The following is a 17,703-nucleotide window of genomic DNA, read 5'->3' on the forward strand; positions in this document are numbered from 1 at the left end:
TCCCTTTCAAAGTTATTTGGTCACGGCGAGCGCCCCCAGGCTGATTAATAAGCTAAACACAGACCTGAATCCTTACGTTTTTGGCATCAACAGTTTAACTATATAAAACAGCAACAAAAATTAGCCCAGATCCAATGGCAGGCTATTCAAGAACTCAGTTTACCCTTATGGATGGGAGTATACCCTCTCGGTCGATACTTGTATTCCTATATGCCCAAAATGCTCAAGCGATATGTTCGACGTAATTTGGCTCAATCTAGAGAAAAAGATATAGCAAAGAGATAGATTGTTATTGGCCCGATGAATCCACGAATTACTCATGCAAAAATGTCAGAAATCCCCCCTCACCTGAACTACGAACTTAAAAATCATCAATCTCAGCGCATTCATCAGGCAATGCTTCAGGCAATATGTTCCTCAGTTCGTCTAGTTTTAGAACAAACAAATCAGCAGTCTATTAGTATCTTAGATGTAGGATGTGGACGGGGAGAGCTGTTACAATCTCTTGTTCAAATTCCCCATGTTTCAGTTCAAGGTATTGATCTCGATCCCACCTGTGTTGAACTATCCAGTCAATTTGCATCTTGTCGTGTAGGTTCAGTTGAAGCGTTAGATCAATACTACTCTCCCGAAAGCTTCGATCTCGTAATTGCCTCTCATGTCCTAGAACACATCACTAACCCCACTCTCGCACTGCTCAAGCTAGCTTCAGTAAGTCGGAATTGGGTATTGATTGCTCTTCCTAATCCTGTTAGACCCTCTAGACTGCTTCAATACTTAAAGGGTAAACTTCACGCTGATCATCCGACTCATTGTCAAGTTTGGGATCCTGGTCATCTCGCTAACTTTATTGAGACATTTGGTCATTTAAAAATTTATCAGTGGCAGCCCGATATTGTAACTGTTATTCCAGGACGATTCTTGTCTGTACCATTATTGAGTTTCATGCTAAAGCCTTTTATTATAGCAGAGACTACACTGTTAACCCGGTTATTTCCTCTATTTGCATCAAGTCTAATTGTGCTATCAACCAAACACCGTGATTATGGTTAAAAAACGAATTTTAATGTTGTCCACTTGTATGGGACTCGGTGGTGCAGACCAACAGATTTTGTACCTTGTTCGGACTTTACTCAAACGGGGGTACGAAATTCAAATTGTTTCTATGACACCTTTGGGTGCCATGGGGAAAGAAGCTCAATCAGAGGGTTTACCCATTCAAAGCCTTAATATGAAACGGGGTGTCCCCGACCCTAAAGCAATCTTCAAACTTGCCCGAATACTGCATCAATTGCAGCCGGATATTCTCCACAGTCACATGGTTCATGCTAATTTCCTGGCACGGGTGAGTCGGTTATTTTCTAACGTGCCTGTGCTAGTTTGTACAGCACACAATATTAACGAAGGAAATCGATGGAGAGAAGTTATTTATTATTTAACAGACTCTCTGTGCGAAATAACTACTCAAGTGAGTCAGGCAGGAGCTGAACGATATGTGAATATCAAAGCTGTACCAACAACAAAAAATAGGGTGATTCCAAACGGCATAGATATTCAAAAATTTAAACCCAATCTAGAAGCAAAGCAACGTCTACGACATGAGTTAAGTTTAGAGAGGCAATTTATTGGGTTAGCCGTAGGGCGATTTCGTCCACCCAAGGATTATCCGAATTTACTCCAAGCCTTTAGCCGAATAAAAGTCAATTCTATCAATACAGTATTAATTATTGTTGGCGAGGGAAGTCTTAAGCCAGAGATGAAAGCCTTAGGCAAAACTATTGGCATTCATGAGCAAGTTAAATTTTTGGAACCAAGAAGAGATATTCCTGACTTAATGAACATTGCCGATGTCTATGTAATGTCTTCTGCGTGGGAAGGAATGCCAATGGTACTTTTAGAAGCGGCATCGGTTGGGCTACCAATTGTGGCGACTGATGTAGGTGGTAATCGGGAAATTGTATTGGATGGCAAAAATGGTTTCTTGGTTCCCCCTCGCCATCCAGACGCTTTAGCACAGGCGCTGGAACGGATGATGAATTTATCTCCACAAGAACGTCAACAGATGGGGCAGTTTAGTCGAAAGCATGTAGAGCTTAATTACAGTATTGAGCGAGTCGTAGATAGGTGGGAAGAACTCTACCAGCAGTTGCTAGACAAAACCAGCTCACAGGATAAGGGCGTATAGTTGTTGTGCGCCCCAACCAATAATCTGTGTTACAGCAAATCCGCCTTTTTAACCCCTTTTTTACTATGGCGATTAAAATCGCTGCTACACAAACCAAGTCTGCCGACGCTTCGGCAAGCTTCGCTAACGCGGACAGAATTATCAAGGGGGTAATCAACCCAGATTTGGTATTACAGCCAAATAAGAATTGCTGTACCTAGACAATCAATTCAAGCGTTAACTCCGTGTTTCTTCATAAAAGCTTTATAGAATCAGTAAATTCTTTGGCACAAATATTGAAGTTTTTGTGATGATTCCGAGTTTTTCCGGAGTCCGATTCTCCTGAGGGGAAGCTACGATGCGGATGATAGAGCCATCTCTACCTGATTGGAATTGACCCCTTGAAAAATAATACAGATTATGAAGTCGATTCGAGTGAATCAGTTGATTACACTTAATACTTATTTACTTAGTCTTTTGACTATTGTCTTGCCTAAGACTGCCTACGCAATCAACCTGGTGGTTAACAGTGACTTTAGCGCTGGCAACACCGGATTCTATAGCGACTATAAGTATAATCCGCACAATCTGCATCCCCCTGCTGTTTATACCGTCAGCATAAATCCCAGGGCTGTGCATACCCGCTGGACAGCCTTTGGGGATCATACGACGGGCAGCGGAAACATGATGATTACCAACGGTAGCACTACCGTTGGTAAAATAGTTTGGCAGCAAACTCTCCCGGTTACACTAAACACGCAATATAACTTTGCTACATGGATTACCTCCACGTTCCCCAATTCGTTTGCTCAGTTACAATTTGCCATCAACTCAACCCCAATAGGCTCCCTCTTCACGCCATCTGACATTCCTGGAGTCTGGGAACAGTTCAGTACAACTTGGAACTCAGAATCCAACAGTTGTGCGACCATCTCAATTGTGAACCAAAATGCCACTTTTGATGGTAATGATTTCGCACTTGATGATATTTCGTTTGAAGCGGTTTCGACAGCCACCCCAATACCTGAACCAGCTTCAGGGCTGAGTTTATTAGCATTTGGTAGTTTAGGCATTGGCTCTGTGCTTACTCGGAAAAAGAAGCGGTAAGCTTAGCCGCAACTCTTATCCAATGATTATTGGGGGGTTCTATCGCCTGCTCTTGAACACTCTGCGAGTCAACTATCCTCCTTGAGATAGAGTTCCTTTTACAAACCCTTATGCGACATTTTGTTCATTGAGTCGCAAGACTTGACTAGCTACCACCCAATCCAAAATACTTCTCCCTGATGGAGGCAAGCGCTATATACATCACCCAGATAGTCATATTTCTTCCAGATTCTTCACCAAACCAAGGTAAATGCTTATACTGGAAGATAGCTTAGCGATGCCATTCACCTATCCATATTAGTAGGATATGTCGTGTGAAGTTCAAGCAAATGTGTTCTCGCCGGAACGATCGCGGCTAAGCTGAGTGGTACAATAGGGGTGGTGAACGCGATAACGGGATTGGGCTACATTTTTAGTAGCAGTGAGTGGAAGGCTCGGCTGTTGAAACTCATCTTCATTATCGTCGGTAGATGGGTATTGACGGCTCGCAGGGCAATGGTTGTGTTTCAGAATCAGGATGATCGGCAAGTTTTCACCACCCTGAAGCTGACTAATCCCTACCGCGCCGTACTGATCAGAAGTTCGGGTATCGATTTGCAGCGCTTTTCACCGCCGCCTCATCCGCCAGATGTTCCGCTAACGCCAGTCGTCCTGCTTGCTGCCCGCCTGACTAGGGAGAAAGGTGTTATAGAATACGTTGAAGCTGCCCATATTCTCAAAGCTCGCGGAGTTAGGGCAACGTTTCAGATCGCGGGTGAGCCTGATCTGGGCAATCCCGCTTCAATTTCTAAGACAATTTTACAACGCTGGCAACAAGAAGGGATAGTTGATCTGCTCGGTCATTTGGAGAACATTGAACATTTCATTGCTCATTCAACCCTTGTCGTACTACCCTCCCACGGTGGGGAGGGTGTTCCTCGTATTTTATTAGAAGCGGCGGCGATGGAAAAACCCCTGGTAGCCACTGATGTCCCTGGCTGTCGAGAGGCTATTGACCCTGGTAAAAATGGCTTTTTAGTTCCGGTTAAGGATGCGGCGCGGTTGGCTGATGCGATTGAGATCCTCTTAAACGACGCCAATTTTTGCCAAGCCATGGGAGTCGCTGGGCGAGAAAAAGTCTTGCGAGAGTTTGATGATCGCAGCGTGATTCAAAAAACAGCCAACGTTTACAAAGCCATAGGTGTACCACTACTGCACGTTCAACAACAGGTTTGTTGAACAACCTAATGCCATGCCACCCTTACTCAAAATCTTCGATTTGGGTGAGGCAGACATTTAGGAATTGGTATTAAGAAGATGTTCAATACTGCTGTTGATACTATCATGTTTACGTGGCTTTTGGTTGTAGTATGACAAAATTGAATCATGTATGTTGGTATTTCTATAGCCATTTTTAAGGGCAAAACGCCTCAAAATCTTGAAATAGGGCTGACTCAATTTTTCCAAAGTGTATCAATCAAACCTTAGAAGAGGGTTGACAACTCAGAGCCGCTTTAGGATAAGCAATCCGCTGGTGATTGCACTGTTGCCAAACTTTGACAAAGACTTCCGCCGTAGTCAATAATTCCTCTTTTGTTAACCCAGAATCGACTAACTGGTTATCTTCCCATCGGGCTTTGAGGATTTTCTTAACCGTAATTAAAGCCGTATCCGGGGTAACATCCTTAAGCGATCGCAACGCCGCTTCACAAGCATCTGCCAGCATGACAATTCCCGTTTCCCGCGACTGGGGAATGGGTCCATCATAACGAAAGTCTACCTCGTTTACAGACTCCCCTGCCTCTTCCTGAATTCGTTGTTTGGCTTGAAAGTAAAAATAAGAAATCAGTAGTTTGCCTTGATGTTCGGGAATAAAATCGCGAATCGCTTTCGGTAACTGATGTTTGCGAGCCATAACCAGCCCTTCAGTGACGTGCTTTTTAATAATCGCGGCACTTTTCCAAGGGTCATTAATTTGATCATGCTTGTTGGGACCACCCATTTGATTTTCAATAAATCCCAACGGATCATGCATTTTACCAATATCATGATACAAAGTTCCCGCCCGCACCAGTTCCACGTTACAGTGAAGCTCACGGGCAGCCGCTTCAGCTAAGGAAGCAACAAACAACGTATGTTGAAATGTGCCTGGCGCTTCCGTAGCCAGCCGTTTAAGCAATGAACGGTTAGGATTGGACAACTCCGCTAAACGAATCGGTGTCACCAAATCAAACAACCGTTCTAGATAAGGAGATAGTCCCAAAGCCACAATACTCCAGGCTAACCCCGCTACCCCATATAGAGCCGCACCGGGTAGCACCGCGTACCAAATTGTGCCAGCACTGGCACTCATAATCAGATTCAGGAGCAGATTAACGCTGCCTTGGGTCAAGCCTACCACACCGCCTAAGAGCGCCAATTCCTCACGCGATCGCATCCGTCCCGCAATCAACGCTCCCACCAAACCTCCTGTGCCACCCGCGATTAAAAATTCCCAGCTCACCTCCATACTAAACGTCACCAACCCAGTCAACAGAATCACTAACGTCGCGCCCAAACTCGACCCATAGAAACTCCCCACTAACAACCCAATTGCGGGCAGGCTATTATATTGACCCCCCAATAGTGCCAGGACGGGTGTACTCCAACTCAACAGCAGAACCAAAATATGGTCACGTCGCCGCAGGGGGGGATGGACTTGACGTTCGACCAACCAAAAAATACCCACCGCCCCGGTGACTAAACCGCCAAATCCAATCAGCCCTATCCAATTAATTTCGCGACGACTCAAGCCATAGTGATCCAGCAGAACAAAATCCGCCTGGGTGATTGCCTCCCCCTCTGCGACAATCACTTCTCCCTCAACAGCCGTAACCATCACAGGTTCCACAGCCAGAGCGGCTTGTTCTGCCCTGCGTTTAGTTTGTTCTTTGTCTTCAATTAAATTGGGCTTTAAGTTATAGGTGAGGAGTTTAATGGCTAAGGGTTGTGCCTCAGCCGGAATCAGCGTACTCACCTGCACCGTTACCGCATCTTCTAATAGATCCGAGGGGAGTCCCGGCGGAATCCCTTGAGTCAGAATATTCAGAGTTGCGCCCTTAATTCCCTGTCGCGTTTCCTGCCAAGCGGAATCAGACAAGTCGAGTAGGGATGAATCGTAGGCAGGAGTTGATTCACTCGTCACACTGGATGAAACCTGAGCCAATGCCTGTTGGTAACCCTGACGGGCAAGGTTTATTGTCTCAATCAGCTCAGAGAATGCTTGTGCAGACACTATTTGACGGTAACTTTGCAATTCGCTCACCGCTTGGGTAAACGCCCGCGTCAACGGTTTTTTCTCTCGGTTAGGGATGACTACTCCCGGAGCAAAGGGATTGATCGGAGCATTGTCTTCGGCGAAAGCGACAATCGCTTGCCATTCCCATTCTTTACTCTGGCGTAGATACTGCTGGGTGGTGGCGGACAGCACGGAGGTTGGCACAAAGGGAAAGGAACCGCTGACTTGTCGCCATTCGTCCATTTTTTCCAGGGATTGCTGGAGGTTTTGACTAATCTCTTGGGTCAGAGATTGATCAATCATTAAAACTGGGAACGAACCCGTGCGAGCGGCTTTGCGTTTTTCTTCTGTGGTTTTTGTGTCCTCAACACTAGCGTCAAAGGGAGCGGGGATAGTGTAGGGCGCCTCTCTACCCACATCGAGGGTTGGTTGATTGTAGAAGCGGTTTCCCATCACGCTGGTGAGGGAAACGACTGCCAATACCACCATGACAGGTGAACGTCCTTGACGCTTTCCTGAGTGCCGTGGATTGCCTTTTTGACCCGAGCTAGGACGGTTTTGTTTTGACCAATGACCTGGCTTTTTTTGATCGGAGGAAAGATCAGCATCAGACCCTCCGAATGGAAGGATAGTGCAAAATTGCTCAGATTTTTGCCGCAGGTGGTTTAGCTGTTGCGTCAACGAGTGGAGCGTTTTCATAGCAGAGGAGTTGCCTTTTTTGCTTATTCGGCGAGAAGCCTCACACTTAACTCAATAAGAGTGAGTGTGTTAGCGGAGTGGGGCTTATATCCCGATGAATCCCTAGTAATGCCCTCTCAAGTGGCATTGCATCCTTTGGGATGGGGGATTCAACAGCCAATTTTATTCCCAGGTTTTGTGTTTTCAACACTTCTCTTCTCACATAGCGCCTGATGTTTAAGTAAGAACCGCTTCAGAGTTCACAACGGGGTATTTATGGACTGTAATGTCTTAGTTTAGCTTTTTTTAGCTTACAAAACATGGTTGACCCACCCCTACCTTAATAAACGACGTTGGATAACACCTGGTGCAGCGACGGCTGCTTGTTTGTACCGACCCTTGATTTTGTTTTGATCGTAAACCCCCAGCCAAACGGCAAAGAATTGATCGGTTAATTGTCGCCTGTTTTCGAGTGCCGGAATTTTTAGTGCAGCAACTCGCCAGCTTACTGGAATACCATTGATACCTTGATAAACACCCGCTAATGCCCCTGTCAGAGCCGCCGTAATCGGGTTATGGTAACCGCTACGAACGGCACGGAGAACACAGAGGCGAAAATCCTCTGGGGTATAGAGGAAACAGTAAAAGGCTAAAGCGATCGCCATATCTGAGGCATCCCCCCTATTGCCTAAATTTGCTGGCTCCCGTCGCACCTTCGCCGTGGTGGTTTCTAAATCTGCACCGGCTTCGATCAGGGTTTGGACTTGTTGTAATCCGTAGGCTAAGACCGTTGGTTGTGTTCCCAAGCCTCTGAGGATATGGGGAATTAGGGTGGTTGGGTTGATTGTTTCGGTGAGCATAACAGCCATCGCCATCGCGATTGCCAACACCCCAGCCGAGGCGTTGGGTTCGACTTGCCAAATTGCCGCCGCCTGAATTATAGTCTGCCGTAACCATTCTGGATTTTCGTGAAAAAAAAGCGCCATTTGCAAGGAAAGCACAGCGGCTTCGCTACTTTGTGCTTTCCCTTTCAATTCTAGAAGTGAGGGTTGGGTTTGGCGACAATGAATGAGCCAATCGTCTATATCCAGCCTGCCTGTGTCAATTAGACTCTCAATTCCACAGGTGGAAATTTTACTCCAATCTGAAAGTTGGGGGATATAGAGGTGAGACTGAGGGGGTTTGGGTTGGCTTTTGGCTAACTGTAGCGATTTCCAGCCAACTGAACTACCGAGTTCTTGATCAGGCTGATGGCTGACAAGCTCACCGATCAAGCTACCCAGTAATGCTCCTTGAAATCGGCTGATCAGAGAATGCTGCATTAATTTGCTCTTGCCACGGTTTTCAGGGTATGGACGAGAGCTAAGAGTCCCAAGCGATAACTTTCGGCGCCAAAACCGCTGATTTGACCCACAGCTATGGGGGCGATGAATGAGTGATGTCGAAAGGGTTCGCGCTGATAGATATTACTCAGATGCACTTCCACTACTGGCAGGGCTACAGCCGCTAAGGCATCGCGCAGGGCTACACTGGTATGAGTATAAGCACCCGCATTAATTAAAATCCCATGATGCTGCGTTCTCGCTGCCTGTATGGCATCAACTAAAACGCCCTCATGGTTGGACTGTAACGTCACAACTTGACAGGATAAGGACTTGCCTTCCTGCTGCAAGAGTTGGTCGATTTCCGCCAACGTCACAGATCCATAAATACCAGGCTCTCGGAGTCCTAGGAGATTCAAGTTTGGACCATGCAGGACGAGAATACTCAAAGAACTCCGAACTTCGTTCGGCACGTCTCCAAATTACCGGGAACGACGGCGTGGATTGTGAACTGGAATGGGAATTGGTTCGGGTTCCGGCTGAGGTTCAGGACCCAAAAGGGTTTCAACCAGCTTACGTGCCCATTCTTTCAGTTTTTCCAACACCTTATCTATATAATCCATTAAACTGAATGCTCCTGTGAGACAACTTAATAGCTTTTTGAGAGTCTTAACAACAGGACGAGTGTTAGAGCTCTTTCTCCGCAAGACTTTGGGGACTATTGGATGCCAAACGTGGAAACCCTGCCCAAGTCAAGTTAAGACTATGACGCCGATATTAAACTGAGCAGTTTTCCTTTTGGGATACACCGTTAAATAAGACTTATGCCTGTCTAGGTATGGTTTTACACAACTAGGCTTGCCGCTTACTTCCTGCTTCACTCTGGTGGTGACGGCACTTAACCAGTCCACAGGCTTAAAGTTGGATGTAACTCACCCTTTGAATCTTTACAACCCATCTGTTGCATTTCTTAACTTTAAGCATAACACGACAGACCAAAGGCGAGCTATCCCCCAAAAGGAATCTGGAATCGATCCGGCGATCGCGACGGTTCCGTACTCCTCTACCTTTAGTTATAACTCAGGTTATACCTGAGCCGGATGGAATCGGCTCAGTAATCGGCGTCGCAGTTGGTCTAGGGCATAACAGGCACTCTGGTGACGAATCGAAGTCCGAGAGCGATCGCGACCAAAATTATATTTAAAACACTCCACTCTATCATCTGGCGTCGCCAGACCCATATAAACCAACCCCACTGGCTTAGATTCATTCCCCCCACCCGGTCCAGCAATGCCGGTAATACTCACACCCCAATCCGTCGCCAGCCGCGATCGCACACCCAATGCCATTTCCTGGGCGACTTGTTTGCTCACCGCTCCCCATTTATCCAGATCTGATGACGAAACGCCAAGTAAGGAGACTTTCACTTCATTGCTATAAGCAATTATCCCACCCTTAAAATACTCAGAACTTCCCGCAACGGCTGTCAACAGACTCCCTACCCCTCCCCCCGTGCAAGATTCCGCCACACTCACGGTTTGATTCGCTTCCCGTAAAAGCTGACCCACAACCGAGGCTATAGTATCTGTGTCTGAACCAAAATAGTCAGTTCCAGCAATTTGCCGCAAATCCTTGACAACAGGTTCAATTAGCTGTAATGCTTCACCTTGAGATGGCGCACGGGCAGAAACCCGTAACCGGACTTCTCCCTGAGAGGCGTAGGGGGCGACGGTGGGGTTCGTTAAATGGAAAAACGGCGCCACTTTTTCGGCTAAAGCCGATTCCCCAATCCCCCAGAATCGTAAGGTTTGACTGTAGATAATTTGTTTCCCCCAGCCTTGACCTTTGAGATAAGGAACCGCCGTTTCTTGCCACATCCCTTGCATTTCACTGGGAACACCGGGAAAGGTGAGAAGGGTTAAACCTGGGCGCGGTTGCCAAATTATACCCGGTGCGGTTCCAGTTGGGTTAGGTAGAACCTTAGCACCTTCAGGAATCAAGGCTTGCTTATGATTACTTGGGGTCATTTGACGCCCCCGTTGAGCAAATTTGCGAGCAATATCCTCGATAATGTCAAATTGCTCAATCAACCCAACGCCAAAAAAATCTGCTAAAGTTTCCGTAGTCAAGTCATCTGGCGTCGGTCCAAGTCCTCCCGTAAAAATCAGAATCGCCGAGCGTTCGCAAGCCATCGCCAAGACTTGCTTTAACCGAGAAGGATTATCTCCCACAACGGTTTGATAGTAGTGAGGAATACCCAGATCCGCCAATTCGCGAGCTAAAAACTGGGCATTCGTGTTGAGAATATCCCCCAGCAGTAACTCGGTACCAACACAAATGATTTCTGCGCTCATAGATTTGTTCTTTGTCCTTCGTCATTTGTCCTTGCTCAAAACAGGGAACAGGGAACAGGAAGAAAAAAGCCTCCGTGTTCTTCTAGTCCCAGTTATTCGATGTTACTGATCAACCATTACTCATTCCGAGAATACTGATTGTGGTAGGGAGGTGTGGAACATGGTCAAAAAAGGGACAAATGGCAAATGACGAATGACAAATTTATACGAGTGTGGGTACAGGAATATGCAGATGGGGGTATAAGGGGAAGCGATCGCACAATTGAGCAACGCGACGCCGACAGTCATCGGCGATGGTTTCATCCTCTGGATTGAGTAAGCGATCGGCAATAATATCACCAATCTCGATAAATTCAGTAACGCCCATCCCTCGTGTAGTCATCGCTGGGGAACCCAGACGTAAGCCACTGGTGACGAAGGGAGATTCAGGATCGAAGGGAACCGTATTTTTATTGGCGGTAATATTAACACCACTCACCAGTTGATCCGCCCGTTTCCCTGTCATGGAAATACAGCGTAAATCCACCAGCATTAAATGATTATCCGTGCCACCTGATACAATTTTCAGACCCCGTTTTTCCAGTTGACTTGCCAGGGCTTTGGCATTTTCAATTACATGAGCCGAATAGTCCTTGAACGCTGGTTTTAACGCTTCACCAAAGGCGACAGCTTTCCCCGCGATCGCATGTTCCAATGGACCGCCCTGAGTTCCCGGAAACACGGCTTTATCCAACTTTTTCCCCAGTTCAGGATCACGGGTGAGAATTAAGCCGCCTCGGGTTCCCCGTAGGGTTTTGTGCGTGGTTGTGGTGACTACATCACAATGGGGAATGGGGTTCGGATGATGACCCGTCGCCACTAAACCCGCGATGTGAGCAATATCCGCCATCAGGTAAGCACCCACTTCATCGGCAATGCTTCTGAATTTTTCAAAGTCAATAATTCGCGGATAAGCCGAATAGCCACAAATCAGGAGTTGGGGACGTTCTTTGAGAGCCAGCTCTCGCACCTGATCATAGTCTAGTTGCTCGGTTTCGGGGTTAACGCCGTAGTGACACACATTAAACCACTTCCCGGACACATTTACCGGTGAACCATGGGTGAGGTGTCCCCCATGGGATAGATCCATTCCCATAATCCTGTCTCCTGGCTTGAGCAGCGCCAGGAATACGGCAAAATTGGCTTGAGCGCCTGAATGGGGTTGGACATTCGCATGAGCTGCACCAAAGAGCTGTTTCGCCCGGTCAATGGCAAGCTGTTCTACTTTGTCGATGAATTCACAACCGCCATAGTAGCGCTTTCCCGGTAAGCCTTCAGCGTATTTATTGGTTAAAACTGAGCCTTGAGCCGCCAGTACCGCAGGCGAGGTAAAGTTTTCACTGGCAATCAATTCCAGATGGTCACGCTGGCGCTGGAGTTCAAGGCTTATCCCTTCAGCCACTTCTGGGTCAGTTTGGGCAAGAAAATCTAAGTTTGTTTGAGTCACGTCCGTCAATCCCTTACGATGCTATTGCCGTGCAGTTGGGTTCATACAAGTTTTACCACATTGCCCGTTGCCGTTGCTTTGCTCAAACCCTGACCCCACCTCCCCAGTTTTTCTCGGACGGTCAGTATTTAGTCACAAAAGTTAAGCTGTGTGTTGATCGAGAGCCTCTAGCTAAAGACATAAATTAAGATGGGATCAGCGGTCTAGTGGAGTTGACCGGAGGCGTTCTATGTTAGTTATTCTTACCGAAGAGCAAATTCTTTCCCCCAATCAAGTTTGTCAAAGCTGTTTACTGGCTGACAGCAAGGGTCAACCGCGTTGGCGTCAGGGTAAGCTGGGGTGTGGTCATGCTGTTCGTAAACTCACACCCCATCAACCGGAGCAATATGAATGTGAAATGGGTTTCCGCATCGCTAACCTTGAATAGTTTATCATCTGGGACAATAAACTGAACTACTGTCCGAGTCGGAAATAGTCCATAAATCCTGACATAAAACCCATAACAGATGACAGCGTTCATCGAAATGGGTCACCTACGTTATCCTGAAAATAGTTAGATAGCGATTTGAACCACCCGAAAAGGAGAAGCAACGATGACTTGGCGCGGCTCAACAACAGTTAAAGATCGAATTTTTGCAGCGCTGCCCTATCTGCTGCCTTTATTGTACGCACTGCCGTTTGGTATTTTTCTACTCAGACAGTTTCCTGTTCTAAATATTATTCTTGTACCGCTCTCTCCTTTAATTTTCATTCAAAGAACAATTCCATTTGCGGGACTGATTCTTTTCTTTGTCTTATTTTTAGCCGTTGTGAGAAATGAAAGGATTGCCCACTTTATTCGTTTTAATACGATGCAGGCGATTCTTTTAGATATTCTACTGGTTCTATGTAGTTTTGCTATGAGCATTCTCGGACGAGGATTGGGACCGAACTTTTTCATAGAAACCCTATCCAACGTGATCTTTTTAGGTACGCTTGCGGCTTGCGGCTACGGGATAGTTCAGTCATTGCTGGGGCGCTACGCCGAAATTCCTACACTTTCGGAAGCGGTTTACGCCCAAGTTCGATGATTGGTCATTGGTCATTGGTCATTGGTCAGGGTTGGAAGGCTATTTACAAACCTCACCCCGTTCAGCTTATTGCCATCGGCGGACTTAGCTCTAAATAAAAAAGGGCTAAAATTTACCTCGTCCCGGCTTAAAGGGTGACGGGCGCAGAACGGGGAACAACGGTGTTCTCTAAATGACCAATTCCCTCAATTTCCACACGGACGCGATCGCCGATTTGCATCGGACCAATTCCTCGGGGTGTACCGGTGAGGATTACGTCTCCGGGAAGCAATGTCATAATCTGAGAAATGTAGGAGACAAGAAACTCAGGAGCAAATACCATTTGATCAATGGACGCCGATTGTACCGGTTCAGGCGCATCATTTAAAAACGTCTGCAACTTCGCCCCCGCACTCAATTCCCGCACAATCCAAGGTCCTAGGGGACAAAAGGTATTAAATCCCTTTGCCCTAGTCCATTGACCGTCTTTTTGTTGTAAGTCACGGGCGGTGACATCATTGGCAATAGTATATCCCCAAATTCTTCCCTGGGCTTGTTCGGGTGTACAGTCTACACAGAGTTCACCAATCACCAGCGCCAACTCTCCCTCATAGTCCACCCGCTTTGACTGAGGCGGGAACTGGATTCCTCGATCCGCCGCTGTGATGGTTGTGGGAGGTTTGAGAAACAGTAAGGGTTCCTGGGGAACGGCTGTTCCCATTTCAGCGGCGTGGTCAATGTAGTTTTTCCCGACGGCGACAATCTTGGATGGCGCACAGGGAGCCAATAATGTGTAACTATCAGACTCCAACTCCAGAGCCGTCGGTTGACCCTGTAGCCAAGGCGGTGCATCCAAAACTTGGATACTGCGGTTGAGTTGCAGTAAGCCATAGTAGGTTTGCCCTTGAGCCGTTTTAATTCGGACGTAGCGCTGCGCCATGATGTTAGAGATTCCTTCGTAATTTAATGAGAGAGTTCTACTGATATGGGATTGTGATTGACCCTGGCAGCTAGCTAGAATTAATACCAAAAAATAGTAAAATTGCAATAGTGTAATCTGGGCAGATTGTCTGCCTCAAAGCTAGAGAGGGGCAAAAACCCAGATTAGGCATAGAACAGAGCAGTTAAATCGGCTCGTATCCTTGCTTGTTTGACTGGGATAGCTTCCCGATTGAAAACCGTGGCTATCTTGAATCAGCCAAAGAAGCCCAATTGTCCATAAGGAGAAGACCATTTGTGAGCGATAGTTACGAAATGATGTACATCCTGCGTCCTGATTTGCCAGACGAGCAGGTTAACCAAGCCATTACCAAATATCAAGATCTCCTGCAAGAGCAAGGCGCACAGCAGATTGAAATCCAGCATCGGGGTAAGCGCCGCTTGGCTTATCCCATCCAAAGACACCGCGAAGGCGTCTACATTCAAATGAACTATCAAGCGCCCCCGACTCATGTGACTCAGATTGAGCGAGCTATGCGCTACGGAGAGGAGGTTATTCGTTATCTAACGCTGAAACAGGAACTTCCCCCTGAACCCCAACCCGAACCGGTTGAGGTAGAAGCTTAGCGGGTTTTAGGGGTGCACGCCTCGTGCGCCCCTACCGTCTTAATTTAAGGCATCAGTTGCCCACTCTGTCTCGTAAAAGCAGCGCTGGGTACGTCAAAGAGAGGGGTTCATCCTGGGAAAGGGTGATGGCACAGAACAGCTTCAATCGGTCAGAAGCCCAATAAATCCTGACTTAGGCAACAATAGTAGGAAGAGTCATATTAAGATTACTCGAAATCCTTATTTCCCTATTGTTCATCATTCAGGTTTTACCGCGATTGTACCCAATTGGGGCAAATCAGCACTCGTTGTCGTGATCAAGTCCCTTGCCTAAACCTCAGACTCTTGTTGCCCGACGCTCCTGGACCCTACCAGCATGACTGTAACGGATACTGTTGCCCATAAAATTTCGAGCTGGAATCGGCAAATCTATAAACGATTGAAACTGGCTCTGAGTCTCGGATTGCGTCGTCAAATTTTTGTGGCGATTTGTGATGATCTGAGTCTGAGGAATCGTCTGGCGGACAAACTACATGGGGAGTTGGGTACAACTTGTGCGATCGCGCCACCCAATGGTTCAATCCCTACTAATTTAGTCAGCCTGAATATCAATGTCAATGATCCTCATCCCTTTGCCCAAATTTCTGCCTGGTTGGCTCAAAATCCCTATTCCCCCATCACCACATCCCCTCCCAGTTTCCAACTCCTCGGTATTGAACGCTTAACTCGTCAATCGCCAACAATACAGCAATTGTTTCTTAGGCGGTTACAGTCGATTGAGCGTTATTTGCCCCAGTTAGATGCCAATGTGTTGCTCTGGCTACCCCGCCCTTGGTTCCATTCCATTGTCCAGTCTGTACCGGAATTTTGGCAATGGCATACTGGGGTATTCGAGTTTGAAGGGGAACCCACACCACTCCCGCCGATTGGTTCAACTCAACCGGAAGCCTCTCCCACTGCGGTGACGACTCAACAGACAACGGCTTCGTTCCAAGAAACCTTGCAGACGGTACTGACGCAGGAGTTCGAGGAAAATCTTGATTTAGAGTTGTTCCAGGGTATTGTGGGCAACAATGGAGACAACAGCCGCGAGATGGAACCCCTTCTCGCTCCCACCAATGGAAACTCTGGTGCTAACCAGGATAATGGGATGCTTAAGGCTGTGGACTTCCAGACCCAGGAAACACCCACACAGCAAAATTCTACCACGTCCCAACCCCTGAGTGAACCATCCCAGGAATCTCCCCATCTTCCTGCAGATGAATCGGCTCAAACCCCATCGCCCGCCGAGGCGTATTTACAACTGGGTAATCATTATCGTCACGCGATTGAACAGGGAGATCCCTCACCGGAAAATTTAGCGATCGCGATTCAATCCTATGAGCAAGCCTTACAATGGTTAGATGACACATCCCCTCACGTCCCTGATGTTCTCAACGATTTGGGGAATCTCTACTGGATGCTCTCCCGTTGTCCCCAGGATAGGGAAATCCAGCTTTCCTATCTCGAACAGGGGATTCAATCCTATCAACTGGCATTAACTAAGTTAACCGCCCAACAAGCCCCCCAAACCTACGCCATGATTCAAAATAATTTAGGCGCAGCTTATGGGGATTTGGCTCGCTATCAAGATGCGGCTGAGAACCTGGAACTCTCTATTCGAGCCTACGAAGAAGCCTTACACTATCGTCATCCAGAAAATGACCCGCTCAAATATGCCTCTACTCAAAATAACTTAGGCACCGCTTATTGGCATCTAGCACAACATCACTCCCCTGTCAATAACTTACAAGCCGCAATTGGGGCTTATGCGGAAGCCCTGTATTATTACAACAGCCGCTCAAACGCCACGAATTGGGCGATGATTCAAAATAACTTAGGTACTGCCTACTGGAATTTGGCACAGTATGAAAAACCGGAAACCTGGCTGGAGTTGGCGGTGATTGCCTATAAAGATGCGTTAACTTATCGTACCCCAGAGGTGGCTCCGGCTGCCTGTGCCGGGACTCAGAATAATTTGGGTACGGCTTATTGGCATCTGGCAGATCGCTGTGTGGAAGACCCTCAGCGACGGGCAGAGTACTTATGCCATTGTATCAGTGCCTATGAAGTCGCGATCGCCTTAGCTGAGAAATTGGCGCAGCATCATCCCCCAACACCGATTAACTTTGATGGTATCGCCACGCGGAATAATCTGGGACTTGCTCATTACCAGTTTGCGACTGAACCGTCTTTGGGTGCAGGGAAAGAGGAGCAATCCAAACATCTGGAAGCCGCTCTCCACCACCATGTTCAAGCCTGTATGGGAGTGACGGCGCGATCGGATGCTTATCAAACTTCTTTGGAGTATATCATTAAAGCGATTCGGACTTTCTACCAGGAACAGGGAATTACTGGGCAAAATCTGGCACTCTCAAAGATCCCCGGTCAACTTTTACCGGAAATTTTGCCGCGCTTGTAGAGTTAGTTGGGGTCTGCTGAATAAGTCTGGTGGAGGGGGTAGGGAGCAGGGGGAGCAGGGGAAGCTGGGGGAGCAGGGGAAGCAGTGTAGAGACGTAGCATGCTACGTCTGGAAGCTGGGGGAGCAGGGAAAGAAATCAGATCAGAAATTGTTCCCTGTTCCCTCTTCCCTCAACAACTACCGAGACATCGACTCGGTTTCCATGATGCGTCCATCGTTGACCATCACTTGAGTTCCGGGAATAATTTGTCCGAGTTGGGCTGTGGATAAACCGATGTTTA

15 protein-coding genes are annotated in these 17,703 nt (G+C 47.3%); 8 read left to right on the forward strand and 7 right to left on the reverse strand.

The features are described 5' to 3' along the window. Positions 1-300: 300 nt before the first annotated feature. The 4 genes from ACLGGO_RS31585 to ACLGGO_RS31600 all read left to right on the forward strand — a co-directional run bounded on the left by ACLGGO_RS31585 (position 301) and on the right by ACLGGO_RS31600 (position 4,489). The gene (locus ACLGGO_RS31585; protein WP_446422271.1) at positions 301-1,053 is read left to right on the forward strand and encodes a class I SAM-dependent methyltransferase; all 753 of its coding nucleotides are present in this window, start codon (positions 301-303) and stop codon (positions 1,051-1,053) included. Next, positions 1,046-2,185, forward strand: a complete 1,140-nt coding sequence (locus ACLGGO_RS31590; RefSeq protein WP_446422272.1) for a glycosyltransferase — start codon at positions 1,046-1,048, stop codon at positions 2,183-2,185. The genes ACLGGO_RS31585 and ACLGGO_RS31590 overlap by 8 nt, the downstream gene beginning before the upstream one ends. A gap of 399 nt (positions 2,186-2,584) precedes the next feature. After that, positions 2,585-3,271: a hypothetical protein gene (locus ACLGGO_RS31595; protein WP_446422273.1), complete on the forward strand. Its 687-nt coding sequence runs from the start codon at positions 2,585-2,587 to the stop codon at positions 3,269-3,271. 378 nt (positions 3,272-3,649) lie between these two features. Beyond that, the gene (locus ACLGGO_RS31600; RefSeq protein ID WP_446422274.1) at positions 3,650-4,489 is read left to right on the forward strand and encodes a glycosyltransferase family 4 protein; all 840 of its coding nucleotides are present in this window, start codon (positions 3,650-3,652) and stop codon (positions 4,487-4,489) included. Between the two features lie 238 nt (positions 4,490-4,727). On the opposite strand, the gene ACLGGO_RS31605 is transcribed toward ACLGGO_RS31600, so the two are convergent. The 6 genes from ACLGGO_RS31605 to glyA form a co-directional block, all read right to left on the reverse strand. Beyond that, complete coding sequence (locus ACLGGO_RS31605) at positions 4,728-7,226, reverse strand: HD family phosphohydrolase (RefSeq protein ID WP_446422275.1); 2,499 nt, start codon at positions 7,224-7,226, stop codon at positions 4,728-4,730. Positions 7,227-7,540: 314 nt separating this feature from the next. Then, on the reverse strand, positions 7,541-8,527 hold the full coding sequence (locus tag ACLGGO_RS31610; RefSeq protein ID WP_446422276.1) for an ADP-ribosylglycohydrolase family protein: 987 nt from the start codon (positions 8,525-8,527) through the stop codon (positions 7,541-7,543). Continuing rightward, positions 8,527-8,976 (reverse strand): type II 3-dehydroquinate dehydratase, encoded by a 450-nt coding sequence (gene aroQ / locus ACLGGO_RS31615; protein ID WP_446422277.1) that lies wholly within the window; start codon positions 8,974-8,976, stop codon positions 8,527-8,529. The genes ACLGGO_RS31610 and aroQ overlap by 1 nt, the downstream gene beginning before the upstream one ends. A 33-nt stretch (positions 8,977-9,009) precedes the next feature. Continuing rightward, entirely contained in the window at positions 9,010-9,150 is a 141-nt protein-coding gene (locus ACLGGO_RS31620; RefSeq protein WP_446335682.1) for a hypothetical protein, read from the reverse strand. Between the two features lie 462 nt (positions 9,151-9,612). Beyond that, positions 9,613-10,881 carry a competence/damage-inducible protein A gene (locus ACLGGO_RS31625; protein ID WP_446422278.1) on the reverse strand — a complete coding sequence of 423 codons (1,269 nt, stop codon included), beginning with the start codon at positions 10,879-10,881 and terminating at the stop codon, positions 9,613-9,615. Between the two features lie 202 nt (positions 10,882-11,083). Then, the gene (gene glyA / locus ACLGGO_RS31630; RefSeq protein WP_446422279.1) at positions 11,084-12,367 is read right to left on the reverse strand and encodes a serine hydroxymethyltransferase; all 1,284 of its coding nucleotides are present in this window, start codon (positions 12,365-12,367) and stop codon (positions 11,084-11,086) included. 229 nt (positions 12,368-12,596) lie between these two features. Here glyA and ACLGGO_RS31635 point away from each other — a divergent pair, with 229 nt between their 5' ends. After that, complete coding sequence (locus tag ACLGGO_RS31635; protein WP_446335686.1) at positions 12,597-12,794, forward strand: hypothetical protein; 198 nt, start codon at positions 12,597-12,599, stop codon at positions 12,792-12,794. Positions 12,795-12,960: 166 nt separating this feature from the next. Then, entirely contained in the window at positions 12,961-13,437 is a 477-nt protein-coding gene (locus tag ACLGGO_RS31640; protein WP_446422280.1) for a Tic20 family protein, read from the forward strand. A 127-nt stretch (positions 13,438-13,564) separates the two neighbouring features. Here the strand turns inward: ACLGGO_RS31640 and ACLGGO_RS31645 are convergent, their stop codons facing one another. After that, positions 13,565-14,356 carry a fumarylacetoacetate hydrolase family protein gene (locus tag ACLGGO_RS31645; RefSeq protein ID WP_446422281.1) on the reverse strand — a complete coding sequence of 264 codons (792 nt, stop codon included), beginning with the start codon at positions 14,354-14,356 and terminating at the stop codon, positions 13,565-13,567. A 296-nt stretch (positions 14,357-14,652) separates the two neighbouring features. On the opposite strand from ACLGGO_RS31645, the gene rpsF reads away from it, so the two are divergent. Beyond that, positions 14,653-14,982 carry a 30S ribosomal protein S6 gene (gene rpsF, locus ACLGGO_RS31650; protein ID WP_446370933.1) on the forward strand — a complete coding sequence of 110 codons (330 nt, stop codon included), beginning with the start codon at positions 14,653-14,655 and terminating at the stop codon, positions 14,980-14,982. Positions 14,983-15,337: 355 nt separating this feature from the next. Next, a complete protein-coding gene (locus ACLGGO_RS31655) occupies positions 15,338-17,422 on the forward strand; it encodes a tetratricopeptide repeat protein (protein ID WP_446422282.1) in 2,085 nt (694 codons plus the stop codon). The last annotated feature ends 281 nt before the right edge of the window (positions 17,423-17,703 follow it).

This window comes from Coleofasciculus sp. (assembly GCF_046565525.1).
GTDB lineage: Bacteria > Cyanobacteriota > Cyanobacteriia > Cyanobacteriales > Coleofasciculaceae > Coleofasciculus.

Bases quoted from the DNA above. Each gene is read 5' to 3' on its own strand.
- ACLGGO_RS31635 (WP_446335686.1), top strand. From the start codon at position 12,597: ATGTTAGTTATTCTTACCGAAGAGCAAATTCTTTCCCCCAATCAAGTT.
- ACLGGO_RS31610 (WP_446422276.1), bottom strand. From the start codon at position 8,527: ATGCAGCATTCTCTGATCAGCCGATTTCAAGGAGCATTACTGGGTAGC.
- ACLGGO_RS31625 (WP_446422278.1), bottom strand. From the start codon at position 10,881: ATGAGCGCAGAAATCATTTGTGTTGGTACCGAGTTACTGCTGGGGGAT.
- ACLGGO_RS31655 (WP_446422282.1), top strand. From the start codon at position 15,338: ATGACTGTAACGGATACTGTTGCCCATAAAATTTCGAGCTGGAATCGG.
- ACLGGO_RS31595 (WP_446422273.1), top strand. From the start codon at position 2,585: ATGAAGTCGATTCGAGTGAATCAGTTGATTACACTTAATACTTATTTA.
- ACLGGO_RS31590 (WP_446422272.1), top strand. From the start codon at position 1,046: ATGGTTAAAAAACGAATTTTAATGTTGTCCACTTGTATGGGACTCGGT.
- ACLGGO_RS31640 (WP_446422280.1), top strand. From the start codon at position 12,961: ATGACTTGGCGCGGCTCAACAACAGTTAAAGATCGAATTTTTGCAGCG.
- ACLGGO_RS31585 (WP_446422271.1), top strand. From the start codon at position 301: ATGAATCCACGAATTACTCATGCAAAAATGTCAGAAATCCCCCCTCAC.
- ACLGGO_RS31620 (WP_446335682.1), bottom strand. From the start codon at position 9,150: ATGGATTATATAGATAAGGTGTTGGAAAAACTGAAAGAATGGGCACGT.
- ACLGGO_RS31605 (WP_446422275.1), bottom strand. From the start codon at position 7,226: ATGAAAACGCTCCACTCGTTGACGCAACAGCTAAACCACCTGCGGCAA.
- ACLGGO_RS31645 (WP_446422281.1), bottom strand. From the start codon at position 14,356: ATGGCGCAGCGCTACGTCCGAATTAAAACGGCTCAAGGGCAAACCTAC.